The organism is Saccharopolyspora galaxeae (assembly GCF_016526145.1).
Taxonomy (GTDB): Bacteria; Actinomycetota; Actinomycetes; order Mycobacteriales; family Pseudonocardiaceae; genus Saccharopolyspora_C; species Saccharopolyspora_C galaxeae.
The window spans coordinates 209,808-225,804 of the sequence record NZ_JADDUE010000008.1; the positions used below are offsets into that span (position 1 = coordinate 209,808).

15 protein-coding genes are annotated in these 15,997 nt (G+C 71.1%); 6 read left to right on the forward strand and 9 right to left on the reverse strand.

Features of this window, described 5'->3' with window-relative positions; all coding sequences use genetic code 11:
• The first annotated feature begins 76 nt into the window (after positions 1–76).
• Both INP57_RS19500 and INP57_RS19505 read left to right on the forward strand, forming a co-directional pair.
• Positions 77–970: a helix-turn-helix domain-containing protein gene (locus INP57_RS19500; RefSeq protein WP_200071709.1), complete on the forward strand. Its 894-nt coding sequence runs from the start codon at positions 77–79 to the stop codon at positions 968–970.
• 76 nt (positions 971–1,046) lie between these two features.
• Positions 1,047–1,370 carry a hypothetical protein gene (locus INP57_RS19505; RefSeq protein WP_200071710.1) on the forward strand — a complete coding sequence of 108 codons (324 nt, stop codon included), beginning with the start codon at positions 1,047–1,049 and terminating at the stop codon, positions 1,368–1,370.
• A gap of 178 nt (positions 1,371–1,548) precedes the next feature.
• Here the strand turns inward: INP57_RS19505 and INP57_RS19510 are convergent, their stop codons facing one another.
• Positions 1,549–1,776 carry a DUF2795 domain-containing protein gene (locus tag INP57_RS19510; RefSeq protein ID WP_200071711.1) on the reverse strand — a complete coding sequence of 76 codons (228 nt, stop codon included), beginning with the start codon at positions 1,774–1,776 and terminating at the stop codon, positions 1,549–1,551.
• Positions 1,777–1,888: 112 nt separating this feature from the next.
• Positions 1,889–3,262, reverse strand: coding sequence for a sugar porter family MFS transporter (locus INP57_RS19515; RefSeq protein ID WP_200071712.1), 1,374 nt, complete (start codon positions 3,260–3,262; stop codon positions 1,889–1,891).
• 308 nt (positions 3,263–3,570) lie between these two features.
• Between INP57_RS19515 and INP57_RS19520 the strand changes: the two genes are divergently transcribed.
• Entirely contained in the window at positions 3,571–4,557 is a 987-nt protein-coding gene (locus INP57_RS19520) for a LacI family DNA-binding transcriptional regulator (protein WP_200071713.1), read from the forward strand.
• Positions 4,558–4,567: 10 nt separating this feature from the next.
• Here INP57_RS19520 and INP57_RS19525 read toward each other — a convergent pair whose 3' ends face one another.
• Positions 4,568–5,131: an AAA family ATPase gene (locus INP57_RS19525; protein WP_307850174.1), complete on the reverse strand. Its 564-nt coding sequence runs from the start codon at positions 5,129–5,131 to the stop codon at positions 4,568–4,570.
• 63 nt (positions 5,132–5,194) lie between these two features.
• Here INP57_RS19525 and INP57_RS19530 point away from each other — a divergent pair, with 63 nt between their 5' ends.
• Together INP57_RS19530 and INP57_RS19535 are read left to right on the forward strand one after the other, a co-directional pair.
• Positions 5,195–6,550 (forward strand): FGGY-family carbohydrate kinase, encoded by a 1,356-nt coding sequence (locus tag INP57_RS19530; RefSeq protein WP_233627895.1) that lies wholly within the window; start codon positions 5,195–5,197, stop codon positions 6,548–6,550.
• Positions 6,551–6,645: 95 nt separating this feature from the next.
• Entirely contained in the window at positions 6,646–7,524 is an 879-nt protein-coding gene (locus tag INP57_RS19535; protein WP_200071714.1) for a tagatose-bisphosphate aldolase, read from the forward strand.
• A 115-nt stretch (positions 7,525–7,639) separates the two neighbouring features.
• Here the strand turns inward: INP57_RS19535 and INP57_RS19540 are convergent, their stop codons facing one another.
• The 3 genes from INP57_RS19540 to INP57_RS19550 form a co-directional block, all read right to left on the reverse strand.
• Positions 7,640–9,178, reverse strand: coding sequence for an acyl-CoA synthetase (locus tag INP57_RS19540; protein ID WP_200071715.1), 1,539 nt, complete (start codon positions 9,176–9,178; stop codon positions 7,640–7,642).
• Between the two features lie 64 nt (positions 9,179–9,242).
• Entirely contained in the window at positions 9,243–10,370 is a 1,128-nt protein-coding gene (locus INP57_RS19545; RefSeq protein WP_200071716.1) for a DUF5938 domain-containing protein, read from the reverse strand.
• Between the two features lie 187 nt (positions 10,371–10,557).
• Complete coding sequence (locus tag INP57_RS19550) at positions 10,558–11,361, reverse strand: SDR family NAD(P)-dependent oxidoreductase (protein ID WP_200071717.1); 804 nt, start codon at positions 11,359–11,361, stop codon at positions 10,558–10,560.
• A gap of 196 nt (positions 11,362–11,557) precedes the next feature.
• On the opposite strand from INP57_RS19550, the gene INP57_RS19555 reads away from it, so the two are divergent.
• Entirely contained in the window at positions 11,558–12,223 is a 666-nt protein-coding gene (locus INP57_RS19555) for a TetR/AcrR family transcriptional regulator (RefSeq protein ID WP_374220957.1), read from the forward strand.
• Positions 12,224–12,259: 36 nt separating this feature from the next.
• On the opposite strand, the gene INP57_RS30095 is transcribed toward INP57_RS19555, so the two are convergent.
• From INP57_RS30095 to INP57_RS19570, 3 genes are all read right to left on the reverse strand, one after another.
• Entirely contained in the window at positions 12,260–14,626 is a 2,367-nt protein-coding gene (locus INP57_RS30095; protein WP_200071718.1) for a lysylphosphatidylglycerol synthase transmembrane domain-containing protein, read from the reverse strand.
• A 203-nt stretch (positions 14,627–14,829) separates the two neighbouring features.
• Positions 14,830–15,042 (reverse strand): hypothetical protein, encoded by a 213-nt coding sequence (locus INP57_RS19565; RefSeq protein ID WP_200071719.1) that lies wholly within the window; start codon positions 15,040–15,042, stop codon positions 14,830–14,832.
• A 151-nt stretch (positions 15,043–15,193) separates the two neighbouring features.
• Positions 15,194–15,754, reverse strand: a complete 561-nt coding sequence (locus INP57_RS19570; RefSeq protein ID WP_200071720.1) for a zeta toxin family protein — start codon at positions 15,752–15,754, stop codon at positions 15,194–15,196.
• Positions 15,755–15,997 lie beyond the last annotated feature (243 nt).

Consider the following 15,997-nt stretch of genomic DNA (forward strand, 5'->3'; position numbering starts at 1 on the left):
GCTGCCCGGGTGGCTGCCGCGCTCTGTACGGTGGCCCTCGACAACGCTGTGATCGACCCCGCGGGAGGTGGCGGCCGTGTTCGACGACGACACCGGCATCATCGGGCGCCGCATCAGGGAAATCCGGTCGGACCGGCAGATGACGTTGCGACAGGTCGCCGAGCTCGCCGGGTTTTCCCCCTCGTACGTGAGTCGGCTGGAGACCGGCCGCCGAGCGGTCGACAAGCGGAAAGTGCTCGAACCGCTGGCGTACGCCTTGCGGGTCTCGCCGGTCGATCTCACCCGCGATGAACGGGACCACGGCGCGGGCATGGGCGAGCGACGTGCGCACACGGCACTGGTGCCGTTGGAGGCCGCGCTGGAGATCGACCTCGGAGACGATCCGGACGTCCCGGCCCGGCCGTGGCCCGAGATCGCCGCGGACATCGACCGGCTCCAGCACCTCCAGCACGGACTCAGCGACTACAACGGGCAGCTGGAGCTGCTGCCCACGCTCATCCCCGAGTTGCACGCCGCGCTGCAGCAGCAGCCCCGGTACCGCAACAACATCCTGCTCGCACTGCTGCACACGTATTCGAGCACGATGTGGTCGAGCAAGCGCCTCGGTGCGGCCGGGATGCCCGGGTTGGCCAGCCGTCACGCTGAGCGGATGGCCGCCGAAGCAGGCGACCATGCGCGCGTGGCGGCACTCGCCGACCAGGTCCCGGTGGAGATCATCCCGAGTCCCTCGCGACGCGCCGAGTTCCGGATGGACACCGGTCGCGTCCTGCTCGACTCGAAACGAACCAGGGACAAGGGACTGCGGTTTTTGACGCTGGCTCACCAAGAAGCGCCCCAGCGGGTCGCCAACGATGCGTTCACGCGCGAGGCGATCGCGAACAGGCTGCGAGCCGAACGGCGCGAGGCCGGAAGCCGCGAACTCCGCTACCTCGCCCACGCAGTCGGGCTCGGCCCCAGCGGACGACGCTAGACTGACCGAGTGAAACCACGCTAGCGTTGCCAACCTGGCACAGGAGTGCCCGCGAACGCTTCTAGCGTTCCCGCTCGTGCAAACAGAGCAACCGCCCCTTGTCCTGCCACCAGGCCCCTATCCCGCGCTGCGCGCGGTCAAAGCATTACCGCTGGCCGGGTTCTCGGCCAAGCGGTTACTCGCCCGCGGTGAGCCGCAAACCATGATCTTCCGGCGCACCTGGCACGGCACCGACGATGTCGTGTTCATCTTCGACGAGCACGACGCCGAGGCATACCGCGCCAACGTGACCGTGCGCATGGAGACCGACCCGTTCGCCCTCGCCGAACGCCCAGACCTCGCTGAAGAGGTCACCGGCACTGTGGTCGACGTCGTCGCGACCGTCCTCGAATGGCCGTGACGGGTCGGCCCGCCTGCCGCTGATGTACTCGCTCGCCGCATCCGCGCCCATGCAGTAGAGCAAGCCCGGCGGCAGCTCAGCGACGTCGCCATCGCTGCCGCGGTCAACTGCTTCACGAAGCGGCGGGCCGCTCGCGCGGACGCCTGCGGCTCCGCCGCGCGACCGCTCGCAACCATCCCTAACCGCGAGCCGTGCCGCCGGGCGCGTCTCCCTCGGGTTCCTGCGGAACCGCTTCGATGACCTGTTCCTTGTTGGCATAGCGCCCGGCGGGTACCGCCCGGAGTGCGGTGAGGGTTTCCGCGCCCGCCCCGCGGTCGGTCGCGAACTCGATCAGCTGTTCATGCGTGGCGGGGAATTCGAGCCCTTGCAAGGCCTTGTCGATCCGGGCTTCGTCGCGTTTGGTCATGCTGCGCCTTCCCTCGCTCTCGCGTCCGTCTGCTCGGGCGTGCCGTCACCGGCGGACTACCCGATCGCCGCGATCGCTACCACTGCTGCGCCCTCCATCCCCGCGAAGGTGCTCAGCCTGCGACCGGTTGCCGTCCGTTGAGCTGCGCGTCGACCTGCTCCAGCGTGCGACCGCGGGTTTCCGGCAACCGCCGGTGCAGGAACAGCAGGCCCAGCCCGCCCAGCACCGCGTAGAGCCAGAACAGGCCGCTCGGGGTGATCGCGTTGATGGTCGTCAACACCGTCACCGAGATGAGCAGGTTCAGGATCCAGTGCGTCGCCAAGCCCGCGCTGCCCGCCTTGCCGCGCACTTCTGTCGGGAAGACCTCGCTGTTGACCAGCCACATCGCCAAGCCCAGGCTGGCCGAGAAGGACGCCTGGTAGATCATCAGGAACGCCAGCAGCACCGCGGCCCACCCGCCCTGCAGATCGGTGAACGCATACACCGCACCGATCACCACGAGCGACAGCACGACCAGCCCCGTACCACCGAGCACCAGCGGCCGCCGCCCGATCCGGTCGACCAGCATCAGGCCCGCGAACGTGAACACCACGTTGGCGATGCCGAGACCCACCGACGACAGAATGGCCGCCGACGCGCCGAATCCGGAGTCGGTGAGCAGTGTCGGCGTGTAGTACGTGACGGCGTTGACCCCGACGAGCTGGTTGGTGGCGGCCACGCCGACGCCCAGCACGATGCCCGGGCGGAACCGCGAACCGAGCAGGTCGCGGAAGCTGTAGCGGCTCTCCGCGCGCATCGCGGCGGTGATCTCGGCGATCTCGGCGTCGACCGCGCCGCGGGCGCGCCCGCGCGAGAGCACTGCGCGTGCCTCGTCCTCCCGGCCTTGCGCGACCAGCCAGCGCGGGCTTTCCGGCAGCATCGGCAGCGCGATCAGCATGACCAGCGCGGGCACCGCCGCCACGGCGAGCATCCAGCGCCATGCCTGCGCATCGGCCAGCGCGTAGCCGGTCACGTAGGAGATCAGGATGCCGGAGGAGATCATCAGCTGGTTCACCGAGACCAGCCGCCCGCGCTGTTCGGCGGGTGCGATCTCGGCGATGTAGGCGGGCACGGCGACCGACGCGGCACCGATCGCGAGCCCGAGCAGCACCCGGGCCACCAGCAGGACCGCGAGCGCGCCCGCGGTCCCGGACGCGACCGCGCCGACCAGGAACAGCACCGCCACCCCGAGCAGGGTCCGGCGCCTGCCGACGCGATCCATGATCGCGCCGCCCGCCGCGACGCCGATGATCGCGCCGACCAGCAGCGAGGCGACCACGACCTCCTTGGACTGGTCGCCGAGCCCGAACTCCGGCCCGAGGTAGAGCAGCGCAGCGGAGATGATTCCGGTGTCGTAGCCGAACAGCAGCCCGCCGAAGGCCGCGATCACCGTTGCCCCTGCGCCCCGGCTCCGGCGCCGGTTCTCAACGACGGCGTTGTCGTTCATCCGTGATGACTCCCAAGTTTCGCCCCTGCCGCAGCACGATCCGCGGCGCCGATCGGCCGGGCCGCGACGCCCGGCGGACGGCTGCTGCGCGCCGGCAGCCGTCCGCGCAGAGTAGACGTCTCCATGTCACCGATGTCAAGCTTCATCTAGTCACCGGTGTCACGGCGGTGTGTTCGTGGGACGCGGCGCTGAGCACCGGAGGCCGGATGCGGGCGTCGGACACCGCGGCCGCCGAGCGCGGATAGACTGCGCGCCGAAGCACCCCGTGCGCACCGCACGGTGATCCGTCGAAAGGTCCGGCCCGTTCCATGACCACGATGCGAGACGTCGCCGCACTCGCCGGAGTGAGCGCGAAAACGGTGTCGCGCGTGTTCAACGACGACGAGCACGTGCTGCCCGAGACCCGCACGCGCGTCGAACTGGCGCTGCGCGAGCTCAACTACGTGCCGAACGCCGTGGCGACCACGTTCCGCACCGGACGCGCCCCCGTCGTCGGCGTGGTCGTGCCCGACATGCTCGACCCGTTCTTCGGGGCCGTCGCCGAGTCGGTCAACCGGGTCGCGGTCGAACACGGCATGTCCACAGTGGTCACGAGCACCGGCGACGGGTCGCAGCGCGAAGGCGATCTCGTGCAGCAGCTGCTCGGGCAGTCGCTGAGCGGGCTGGTCATCGCGCCGGTCGCCACCGACAACTCCTACCTGGCCCGCTGGCGCGACCGGCTGCCCATCGTGTTCGTCGACCGCGCTCCGGTCGGCGTGGCCGCCGACTCGTTCCTGGAGGACGACAAGGGCGGCGCGCACCTGGCGGTGCAGCACCTGATCGCGCGGGGACACGAGCGGATCGCCTTCGTCGCCGACATCGCCGAGGTGCAGACCAGCCGCAACCGGCTGCTCGGCTACCGGGGCGCGCTCCAGGCGCACGGCCTGCCGCGCCGCGAGGACTACGAGGTCTTCGGCGCGCTGGACCGCGCGGGAGCGGCGGAGATCGTGCAGCGGCTGGCCGCGCTGCCCACGCCGCCGACCGCGATCTTCTCCTCCAACGCCCGCAGCAGCATGGTGCTCGCTCCGGTGCTGCGCGATCGCCGCTTCGCCTTCGTCGGCTTCGGCGACTTCCCGATGGCCGACCTGCTCACGCCCGCGCTGACGGTCGTGGACCAGGACCCCGCGCTGCTCGGCGAGCACGCGGCCCGGCGGGTGTTCGACCGGCTGGAGCACCCGAACCGGCGGTTCCGCCGCAAGACGGTGCTGCCGGTCGGCCTGGTCGAGCGCGAGTCCTGCTTCCCGCCCGCGAGCTGACGGAGGCGGCTCACTCAGGGTCCGCCGGCGTTCGGTGGTCGAGCGCGCGCAGGACGCGGAATCGTTGCTGCGCCGGGGAAAGCTCCGCGTCGATCGCGATGTGCGGTACAGCGGGCGACGGTGGCGCGGCGGTGCTGGGCCGGTGCGCGTCCCGTTCGGCCCCGCGGCCTGCGCGCCGAGCCGCGAACAGCTCCGGATCGCCTTGCAGGTGGACCAGGTGCAGTTCTGCGGGCGCGACGGACCGCACCAGCTCTGTCCACTCCGGACCGCCGGTGAGTTCCGCGGTGAACGGAGCGGCGAGGACGGCGGAGCCTGCGGTCGAGATCACTTCGGCGGCGGTCGCCCGCAGGGCCGCGTAGCGCGCCGCGCGGATGTCGTCCGCGCGCGGATGCGTGAGCCAGTGCTCGTCGAAAACCGGCCCGTGCAGGCGATCCAGCAGCGGCGTGCTGAGCGTGTCGAGGTCCAGCAGCGGTAGCCGGAGCGCTTCGGCGAGCGTCCGGCCGAGCGTGGACTTCCCGCTCCCGGCGGGGCCCGCGACCGCGATCACCACGGCGGATCCGTTTGACAGCAGCACGTCATGGTCCCGATGATAACCACTCAAGTCACCGGTGACATAGTCGTGCATGACACCGGAGTCATGCGCGGATGGAAGGACGGGCGGATGGGCGGCAGGCTCGTGGCGGGCGTCGACCTCGGCAGCACCGGGATCAAGATGCTCGTCGTCGACGAGGACGGGACCGAGCTCGTGCTCGAGGAGATCCCGACACCCTGGCGTCCAGGACCCGGCGGGACCGCCGACCTCCCGGCCGAGCGATTGGTCACCGCCCTGCACCGGCTGGTCCGGGGCGCGGCCGACCGGCTCACCGGCCGCCGGATCGAGGCGATCGCGATCGCGGGCATGGGCGAAAGCGGTGTGCTGCTCGACGCGGCGGGACGAGCCGCGGCCCCCGCGTTCGCCTGGTTCGACCCGCGCGGCGCGGAGCAGGTGCGGGCGTTGCCCGAACCGATCCGCGCCGAGTTCGCCGGGCGGACCGGACTACCCCTCGGCGCGCAGACATCGGCGGCCAAGCTCGCGCACCTGCGCGACGGCGGGCTGCGGCCGCACGGGCACCGCTGGCTGAACCTGCCCGAGTTCGCCGCCACCGTGCTGGGCGGCAGGCCGTCGCTGGAGGCGTCGCTGACCTCGCGCACCGGCCTGCTCGACCAGGACACCGGCGAACCGTGGGACGCGATGCTCGCCGAGCTCGGTGCCTCGCGCGAGCTGCTGCTGCCGATCGAACCCGCGGGCACGGATCTCGGCGCGGTCGCGGACCGGTTCCCGGCCGCCGTCGCCGGTGCGCGGATCACCGTGGCCGGTCACGACCACCTAGTGGCGGCCGAGGCCGGCGGCGCCATCCGGCCGGATCAGTACCACGTGTCGATGGGCACTGCGGAGGTCCTGCTGCGGGTGGTCGACGCCCCGCTCGGCTACGCCGCCCGCGCCCGCCTGGCCGGGCACCTCATCAACGAGGTCCGGCACGTCGTGCCGGGCAAGCACGTGCTGGTCGCCGGGGTGAAGACCGGGCTGCTGCTGCGGCGTGCGCTGGAGACCTCCGGCATCACCGTCCGGGCGGGTCGCGACCGGCTCGACGCCGCCGTGATGCACCTGCCCTACGAGGGTGCGCTGCCAGCGGGCGGGCTTTCGGTCTCCGGTGCCCGCAACGACGACGGCGAGCTCGCGCTGACCGTGCGGACCGACGGCGCGACGCCCGCCGAGATCTTCGGCGCGGTCCTGCGGCACAGCAACGACGAGATCAGCGAGCTGATCGCCGCTATCGACCGCGAGCTGCCGCCCGCGAGCTCGGCGACGCTCACCGGTGGTTGGGCGGACATGCGCAGCGTCCGCCGCGCCCGGGAACGCGTGCTGCCGCGGATCTCCGCATCCGAACGCTCGCAGGAGACCGCGTTCGGCGCCGCCCGGATCGCCTCGCACCTGCTTCCGGCCCCGGCCTGATCGCGCCGCCCCGGCCTGAAGACCCGGCCCGCGGACTCCGACCTGATCTCCCCGGGCCGACCGCACCCGAACCCGCAAACGCAGGAGGAACACCGATGAACGCACTGACGACGCCCGAACGCCGGGGCCTGGCGACGATCTCCACCCCGGCGGGCCGGATGCTGATCGTCGCCGCCGACCAGCGCAACGGCATGAAGGCCGCGATGAAGGACGCACCGGAGGCCGGCATCAGCGCCGGTGAGCTGGCGCAGGCCAAGGCCGACCTCGTCCGGTTCCTCGCCAACCGGGCGCCTGCCATCCTGCTCGACGCCGAGGTCGCGCTGCCCGGCGTGGTCGACGACGGCACGCTCGCGCGGGACACCGGCCTGGTCGTCGGCATGGACGCGTCCGGCTACGAGACCGTCGAGGGCTTGCGCCACACGCGCTACGTGGACGGCGTGACGGCGCGCCGCGTCCGCGACCTCGGTGGCGATGTCGCGAAGATGCTCTTCTACACCCGCCCGGACCGCCAGGGCCCGGAATCGTTGGTGGCGCAGCAGATTCGCGACCTGGTGCGGGAGTGCGCGGACGAGGGCGTGCTGCTGATCGTCGAGCTGCTCACCTACCAGCTCGACGACGAGTCGGACGAAGCCTACGCGGCCGCGTTCCCGAAGCTGGTCGCCGATGGCGCGCGGCTGGCCGTGGAGTGCGGAGCGAAGGTGCTGAAGCTGCAGTACCCGGGCTCGGCCGAGGCGTGCGCCGCGGTGACCGAAGCCGCCGCCGGGGTGCCGTGGGCGGTGCTGTCGGCCGGAGTAGACCACGAAACGTTCGTCGGCCAGGTCAAGGTCGCGGTCGACAACGGTGCAGGTGGTGCGATGGCCGGGCGTTCACTGTGGAAGGACAGCCTCTCGGTCAGCCACGACGTCCGCGGGCGGCAGCTCACCGAGCGGGCGCTGCCGCGGTTGCGGGAACTCGAAGCCGCAGTCGACGCGTAGCGGGCCGGGAGCGCACCGGCACCGTCGGCGCCGGTGCGCTGCGCGGCGAAGCGTCTCGCCGCCTTTCCCCGCCGGCTGCTGGAGATTCCGCAGCAGCGGTCATCGGCGTCGGCGGTCAGCCGCCCGATCCGAGCCTGCTCTTGATGTCGGGCTTGAGCACCTTCCCGATCTTCGACCGCGGCAGGTCCGGCCAGATGTCGAGCCGCTTCGGCGCCTTCACGCTGCCGAGACGTTCCTTGGCGAAAGCCGTCAGCTCGTGCGGCGTCGCCTGCTGCGCGGCGCGCAGCTGCACGACCGCCGTCACCTGCTCGCCCCACTTCTCGTCGGGCAGGCCGACCACCGCGGCGTCCTGCACCGCGGGGTGCGCCAGCAGCGCTTGCTCCACCTCGGCCGAGTACACGTTGAACCCACCGGTGATGATCATGTCCTTGGCGCGGTCGACGATGTAGAGGAAGCCGTCCTCGTCCAGGTAGCCGATGTCGCCGGTGTGGTGCCACCCGTGCTCGCTCACTTCCGCAGTGGCCTCGGGATCGTTGTGGTAACCCGCCATGACCAGCGGCCCGCGCACCACGACCTCGCCCCGCTGGCCCCTCGACAGCGGGGTGCCGGCCGCGTCCAGCACGGCGACCTGGGTCAGCGGGGTCGGGCGCCCCGCCGAAGTGAGCCGTTCGGTGGCGATCGACCCGTCCGGGCGGAAGTGCTCGGCCGGGGCGAGCGTCGAGATCATGTTCGGCGCCTCGGTCTGGCCGAACAACTGCCCGAGCACCGGCCCGATCCTGCTCAGCGCCTCCCGCAGGCGCGCCGGAGACATGGGAGCGGCGCCGTACCAGAGGCACCGCAGCGACTCCAGGTCCGCCGAATCGAGATCGGGGTGCTCCAGCAACCCGTAGATCACCGTCGGCGGCAGGAACGCGTGCGTGATGCGGTGCCGCTCGACGAGCCGCAGGAACTCGCCCAGGTCCGGGCTCGGCATGATGACGACTTCGCCGCCGAGCGCCATGATCGGGAAGGTGAGCACACCCGCGGAATGGGTCAGCGGCGCGAGCGCGAGGTACCGCGGCCGTTCGCCGAACGGGTAGCTCACCAGCGTCATCGCGGTCGCGGTCGCCATGTTGGTGCCGGTCAGCCGAACGCCCTTCGGCCTCCCCGTCGTGCCACCGGTTCCCGCGAGCATGGCGAGCTGATCGCCGGTGCGCGAGACCGCGGCCGGCTGCCGCTGGTGGCGTTCGACCCACGCGTCGAAGCTCTCGGCGCCGTCGGCTTCGCCGTCGAGGCACACCAGGGTGGTCAGCTCCGGCAGCTCGCCGCGGATCCGCTCCACGAGCGGGGCGAACTTCTGCTGGAAGAACAGGCAGCGGCAGCCGAACATCTCCAGCAGCTGCCGGTTCTCGGCCGCCTCGTTGCGCGGATTGACCGGGCACCACACCGCTCCCGCGCGAGAAACGCCGAACACGCAGGTGAGCGCGAGCGGGTCGTTCGCCGACAACACCGCCACCCGGTCGCCTTCGCCGATCCCGGAGCCTTGCAGCGCCCCCGCGATCCGCCGGGACAGCTGCTGCACCTGCGCATAGGTGCGCGTTTCACCGTTGGTCGTCAAGCAGGGCTGATCGCCTCCGAGGGAGGCGCCCTTGTCCAAGTAGTCGGCCAGCTGCATCGCTACCTCGAAACGGGGGTCGCCGGTGCGCCGGCCGGCACGCGTGGCGGCCGGCGCACCCGGATCACTGGTGGACTTCCAGAATCGGCTCGAGCACCAGGCCGAACGCGCGCAGCGTTCCCAGCAGCTCCCGGTGCCCGAAGGCCTGGCAGCTGGAGGCGAACCCGGTCTTGCGCGGCGGCTGCTGCAGCAGTTCCGCGGCCGCGTGCACGTTCATCAGGGCGGTCTGCTTGTAGTTGCAGTTGCCGTGGATCACGCAGTGCGCGCGGCCCAGCGGCCCCGAGGCGTAGACCGAGTCGAGCGAGGTGTTGATGCGCGGGTTCTCCCGCGGCGGCATCTCACTGCGCACCTCGGCCGATGTCGCATCGATGACCCGGTACTTCTCCGCCGTGGACAGACCTTCCATCTGCTGCAGCGCGGAGCTGACGATCTGCGGGACGGCCTGCATCAGCGGGCGGTTGAACACGCCGCCGAGCGCGCGCACGTTGGCCACTCGCGGATCGTTCTTGAACCACACCGGATGCGAGGTGCCGCCCCACGGCAACGCGAGACCGAGCTCGTGCTGGCCGGGAACGGACAACTCGGTGGGCCACCCCTCCGCGGGCCAGGCCGCGTATTCGTTCTGCTCGAGGTAGTACGCCTCGGCGAACGCCGCGTTGGTGAGGATCGTGTTGGTCGAGGCGACCGTGGGATAGCCCTTCCAGAACACCTCGATGTCGAGGGTGTCCAGGCCGGGCGTTTCCAGGCAGATGTTGGCCGCGATCTCGCCGATGCTGTACATCTGCGCCAGCCCCGGGGTGAGCAGCAGCCCCCGCGCGGCGAACTCGGCGCCCCAGCGCTGCTCGGCGTCGATCATCCAGTTCTGCTCGCCGTTGGTGTCGGTGTAGTGCGCGCCGATGTCCAGGCACGCCTGCGCCACCTCGTGCCCGTAGCGGGCGAAGGGGCCGACGGTGTTGAGCACGACCGAGGCACCCCGGAACCGCTCGGCCAGCGCCGCTGCGGTGTGCTCGACCTCGGCGACCTCGTACTCGACGGTCTCGATGCCGGGCACCGCGGCGACGGCGTCGGCGACGCGCTGGTGGTTCCGGCCCGCGGCCAGGAACGGGATGTTGTACTCGCGCAGGTACTCGCAGATCAGCCGCCCGGTGTAGCCGGATGCGCCGTAGACGACAACGCGCTTGTCAGTGGCCACGAAAAACTTCCTTCCGTACTGGGTTCTTTTAAGAAGCGGCGTCAGCCGCTTGCGGTGCGCGAGGACTCAGGCCGAACACCGGCGGGTTCTCAGGCGTCTTCTGGCGAGGACAGCGCCGACGCCGCGTAGGGAGTACGCAAACCGCTTCCTAAACACTCCTTATGTGAAACTCGCTTCGCGGAACCGGTCACATGCCCATGCCGCCGTCGACCGGCAGCCCCGCACCGGTGATGAACTTCGCGGCGTCGGAGGCGAGGAAGACCACGGCGTCGGCCATGTCGTCGACCTGCCCGAGGCGTCCCTGCGGGGTCTGCTCCACGACGGCTTGCGCGGCCGCTTCCGGGGACGGGAACAGACCGGCCGCGGCGCAGTCCGCCGCGAGCTGATTGCCCATCGCGGTAGGTGTGAGACCGGGGAAGATGCTGTTGACGCGGACGCCGTAGCCGAGCTTGCCGGACTCCGCGGCGGCGACGCGGGTGAGCCGGTCGATGCCCGACTTCGTCGCCGAGTACAGCGAGATGCCGGGGAAGGCGATCGTCGCGGCCACCGACGCGATGTTGATCACCGCGCCGCCGCGCCCGGCCGCGCCTCCGGGACGCATGGCCCGGAATCCGTGCTTGACCCCGAGCGCGGTGCCGAGCACGTTGACCTCGAGCATCTTGCGCACGTCGGCCGGATCGAGATCGACGATCAGGCTGGTGATCTCCACGCCGGCGTTGTTCACCAGTACGTCGAACCCGCCGATCTCGCGGACCACGCCTTGGACCGCCTCGGTCCAGCTCGCCTCGTCGGTGACGTCCAGCTCGACGAACTCCGCGGTGGCGCCCGCGTCGCGCAGCGACTGCGCGGTCTGCTTGCCCTCGTCCTCGAGCACGTCGCCGATCACGACGTCGGCGCCCGCCTTGGCCAGCGCATCGGCCATGCCCGCGCCCAATCCGCGCGCACCCCCGGTAACCAGGGCTTTTCGGCCGGTCAGGGCATAACTGGTCATCCGAATCTCCTCGTTGAGATCGCTGCGTGCACGGCTCGCGAGATCGGCCGTGCGGTGTGGATCGCACCGTAGACAGCGTCTTTGACAGTCGTCAAGGATTCGTTGGACAGTCGTCAAGCAAGATCGGTACGCCTGCCGATACACTGTTCGCGGCAGCCGCATCGCGCGCACCGCAGCCGGCCGACAGGACGAGGACGTGACCGAAGCCCCCGAGGAAGTCCCCGAGAAAGTCACCGAGGAAGTCACCGAGACGAAGCAGCAGCGGATCGCCCGCCGCCAGGTCGACAAGTTCGAGGCGCGGCGCCGGGAACTCGCCGTCGCGACGCTGCACACGCTGGCCGACCTCGGCTACGCGCGGACGAGCCTGCGGGAGATCGCGCACAACTCCGAGTTCTCGCACGGGGTGCTGCACTACTACTTCGCGGACAAGCAGGACCTGGTCACCCAGGCGGTCCGGCAGTACGAGGCCGTGTGCGTCACCAGGTACGACGAGGTGATCGACAACGCCACGAGCGCCGCACAGCTGCGCGACGGATTCATCGCCAAGTACCTGGAAACGCTGCGCGCGGACGCGCCGCTGCACCGGCTCTGGTACGACCTGCGCAATCAAAGCCTGTTCGAGGCGTCCTTCCGCGAGGACGTGCGCGAGATCGACAAGCGGCGGGAAGAGATGATCTGGCGGGTGATCACCCGCTACGCCGAGCTTTCCGGTGCGCGACCGGCGATGTCTCCCGGCACCGCCTACGCGGTGTTCGACGGCGTTTTCCAGTCCGGGCTGCGGCATTCGCTCAGCGGGCGGGACGACGAGGTCGCACGCCTGGAAGCGGAGCTGCCCCGGGTGTTCGCGCTGGCGTTCGGCTGAACCTGCTGGTGTTCGCCCGAACCTTCGGCGGCGAGCTCAGATGGTGTGGCGGTGCTGCAGGTAGCGGAACATGGCGATGCCGGGCAGCACGGGCAGCCAGTAGGTCAGCAACCGCGAGGTGAGCACGGCCGTCACCGCGGCGGTCGGCGGGACACCGATCGCCCCGAGGCCCGCGATCAGCACGGCTTCGACCGCTCCGAGCCCGCCCGGCGACGGCGCGAGGTGGCCGAGGGTGTTGCCGATGACGAACACGACGATCGCCGACACCCAGGAGAAATCCGCGGAGATGGCGGCCAGGCACGCGGCCAGCCCTGCGCCGGAGACCACGAGGTAGCCGAGCGACCCGCCGAACAGCAGCGCCGCCCGCACCGGATGCCGCAGCACCGCGAACAGCTCGCGGGCGACCTCCACCGCGGACCCGACGATCCGCTTGCGCACGGCAGGAATCCCGAACACGACACCGACCGCGACGACCAGCACTCCCAGCGCCACGAACAGCGCGCTCGTCGGAATCCGCAGGTTCTGCACGATCCGGGACAACCCGCCGCTGAACAGGCCGATCACGCAGATCACGAAGGCGACCGCGCCGACAGCGGCCTGGTTGAGCATCGTGACGCCCACCGCCAGCGAGCGGCGGAACCCGAGGCGTTCCATGAACACGACGTTGATGGCGAAGAAGCCCGCGCCGCTCGGCGTCGTGCGCCCGGTGAAACCGGCGGCGACCTGGACCGCGAGGGTGCGCCAGAACGGCAGGGCGTTCGGGCTGGAGCCGAGCATGGAGATCGACGACATGAGGGTCGCCAGCAGCCCGGTGAGCACCGCGACCGCCAGCCATGCCCAGTCGGCGCGGCGCAACGCGTCCAGCACCCGGCCCATCCCGGACAGTTCCGGCAGCAGCAGGTAGATGCCCGCGGCGATCAGCAGGAGGCCGATCACGGTGCCCGGCCGCACCGGTGACCGCAGGCCCGGAACCGCGACTCCGGTGCGGTCCGCGAGCGTTTCGCGCAGCGCGGCCAGCCGGTAGCGCCCCTTCGGGGCCTGCGCGCTGATCCGGCGGGGCACGTTCAGCGGCCCGAGTTGTTCCAGCGCCGCCTCGAGCCGTTCGGCGGGCAGCACGCGGACCGCGGAGGACACCGTGCGCTCGACGCCGACGACCGAAGCCAGCGAGACCAAGGCGTCCGCGAGGTCCTGAGCCCGGTGCGCGGCGTCCGCCCCTGCGTGGCTGAAGGTGAAACCGAGCAGCCACGGGCGGTCCTCGCCGTCAACGAGGAAGTTCTTCGCCCGCAGATCGTGGTGCGCGATGCCCGCGTCTGCCAGCAGGGTCAGCTGCGTCCAGATCGCGTCCAGCAGTTCGTCGTCGATCTCCGAGCGCGGGAGGTCCGGGAGTCTGCGGCCGTCCACGTGCCGCAGCACCAGCAGCGGTGGCGCGAACTTCGCGTCGCAGACCTGCACGACCGAGGGAGTGCGCACCCCGGAGCGTTCGGCGAGCAGCCCGACGTACGCCTCGTGCTCGGTCTCGTGGTGCGGTGTGGACAGCCGCGGTTCTTCCTGCGCATCGGGTGAGGCGTTCCAGCGCCGGAACCCGTGCAGCAGCCCGGCCCGCCTGCGCATCCGCCGCACGGATTTGACCCGGAGGGTGTCGCCGCCGGCGGTGCGCACGGCGAATTCGCGCGGCTCGAACAGCCGGTAGCGCAGGGCGACGATCGATTCGGGCGCGCACCCGGCCAGCTCCAGCTCGCGCTGCACGACCCGTTCGGAGACCTTGCGCCCGGGCGCGCCCGCCAGGACGTGGAACAACGTCCCGGTGCCCCACCCCAGCAGCGCTCCCCCGGCCGCGCCCAGCGGCAGGTAGAGCCCGAGGTGCAGAACGGCCACCACGACCAGGACGCTGAGCACCCCGCCGATCCGCCTCGTCACGCTCCCCAGGTACGGGCCGGTGACCACCGTCAGCGCCACCACGACCGCCACCTCGGTAGCGGGGAACGGGACGCTGCCGGGCGGCGGAGCGGGAACGGCGGAAACCGGGCGGGGGCCGAGGACGGACTGGATCACCTCGGCGAGCCCCCAGGTCACCGCGCCTGCCGCGCCGCACAGCAGCCCCGCCCGGATCTTCTTGAAGTACAGCGCGACCGCCGCGACCACGGCGATGGCCACCCAGGACCCGCACCAGCTCAACGCGACCCAGAACGGGCCGGGCACCGCGGGAATCCGCTGCAGCTGCCGCAGGATCGCGAGTTCGACGGGGTTGGCGGGCACCAGCGCCAGCAGCACGCTCAGCGTCAGCAGCGCTCCGGCGACCAGCACTCGCAGCAGGTCCCGCGGGCGCCGCCCGATCGACAACCGCAGGCGGGATTCCGGGGAGGCGCTGCCCTCCCCGTCCGGCGATTCCCCCCGCTGCACCACTCGCCAATACCTCGCGGCTCGACGGCTCGTCCCGGCCGGCGGCGCACGGCGCACCCGTTGCGGGTACCCGCCGCGCGATCGGCACCGGGACCGCCGAGCGCTGGAACTGCCCCGACGATAGGCGGCCCCGGCCCCGTTCTGCCGGTCGGAGGCACCGGCGGCGCGGAGCCGGCCGCGGGCCGCCTACGTCGACCGCCGGGTTCCTATCGGCGGGAAGGGGCGACGGTGTCGTCGTAGAGGCGCGTGGCTTCGGACAGTGCCCGTGCCATCGGCGTCGGCCCCCATCGCGCGACGAGCTCGTCGAAGCCCGCGCACGCCTGGTCCGGATCGCCACCGGCTTGGTCGAGCAGTTGCACGATCTGGCCGGTCAGCCACAGGTGCAGCACTTCGCCCTCGTACGGTCCGCTCGGTGTCATCGGCACGGTCCCCCTTGCAGTCCGGGTGCGTTGGCCGGGGGAGACCGGCAGGTCCGCGGGCGATGACACGCACTCACTCGAACGTGTGGCTAGCCGACTGCTTGGAAACGAACGGTGACGACCGGAGGCGGCCCACTCCGGCCGGACCCGCTCACGCGGTAGCGACCCCGCTGCGGGCGAGGATCTCGTCCACCGTCTGCTCCACCGTCAGCGCGGCGTTGTCCACCCAGACGCCCTCACCGGGAATCTGACCGCGCATCGCCTCGTCCAGAAAGGACCAGTCGTCGACCAGCACCTTGTCCCGCCCGCGATTGCGCTCACCGGCCACCGCGGGATCCGGCGCCAGCACGGCCAGCTTCAGATCCCGGGTGCGCACCGACTCGCGGTAGAAGTCCAGATGGGGCTTGAGCACCACGACGTCGTCGATCACCGGCACCACTCCGGCACCGGCGAAACTGTCCGACAGCAGCGCCGCGTTGCGCGCGCGCAGGAACAGCTGCCGATCCGGTTCCTCCTCCGGCTCCGGACCCGGCCAGCGCCCGCCCGAGACGATGAACTCCTGCAACTTGTCCACCTCGACGTGCGCCCCGAGCGCGAACCGCTGGGCGAGGGCGCGCGCAACGGTCGACTTGCCGCTGCCGGGCACACCGGTCACCAGGAAGATCACCGGAGCCGGCTCGCGATCGACCGGAACGACCTCGAATTCCTTCACGACTTGGCCTCGCTTGATGCCGAATGGCGGGTACGGACGATTCCTCGCAGCGCCGGATGCGCGCGGTATCGGCTTGTTGCGCGTCGATCCGGGCATTTCGCGTCTTGCACATCCGCGAGGGTATCGACCGCATCCGCACGGCCACGGAGAGCACGGCTCGACGACGAGCGGTGGTTCCTGAACCCGGAGTCGAGCACGGCCGCATCATCGGGCACGTTCGCGAGGTCGGCAGGAAGTCCGTGC

Coding starts and splice junctions, on each gene's coding strand:
- INP57_RS19535 (WP_200071714.1), top strand. CDS start 6,646: ATGAACGCACTGACGACGCCCGAACGCCGGGGCCTGGCGACGATCTCC.
- INP57_RS19510 (WP_200071711.1), bottom strand. CDS start 1,776: ATGACCAAACGCGACGAAGCCCGGATCGACAAGGCCTTGCAAGGGCTC.
- INP57_RS19515 (WP_200071712.1), bottom strand. CDS start 3,262: ATGAACGACAACGCCGTCGTTGAGAACCGGCGCCGGAGCCGGGGCGCA.
- INP57_RS19550 (WP_200071717.1), bottom strand. CDS start 11,361: ATGACCAGTTATGCCCTGACCGGCCGAAAAGCCCTGGTTACCGGGGGT.
- INP57_RS19565 (WP_200071719.1), bottom strand. CDS start 15,042: ATGACACCGAGCGGACCGTACGAGGGCGAAGTGCTGCACCTGTGGCTG.
- INP57_RS19520 (WP_200071713.1), top strand. CDS start 3,571: ATGACCACGATGCGAGACGTCGCCGCACTCGCCGGAGTGAGCGCGAAA.
- INP57_RS19540 (WP_200071715.1), bottom strand. CDS start 9,178: ATGCAGCTGGCCGACTACTTGGACAAGGGCGCCTCCCTCGGAGGCGAT.
- INP57_RS19530 (WP_233627895.1), top strand. CDS start 5,195: ATGCGCGGATGGAAGGACGGGCGGATGGGCGGCAGGCTCGTGGCGGGC.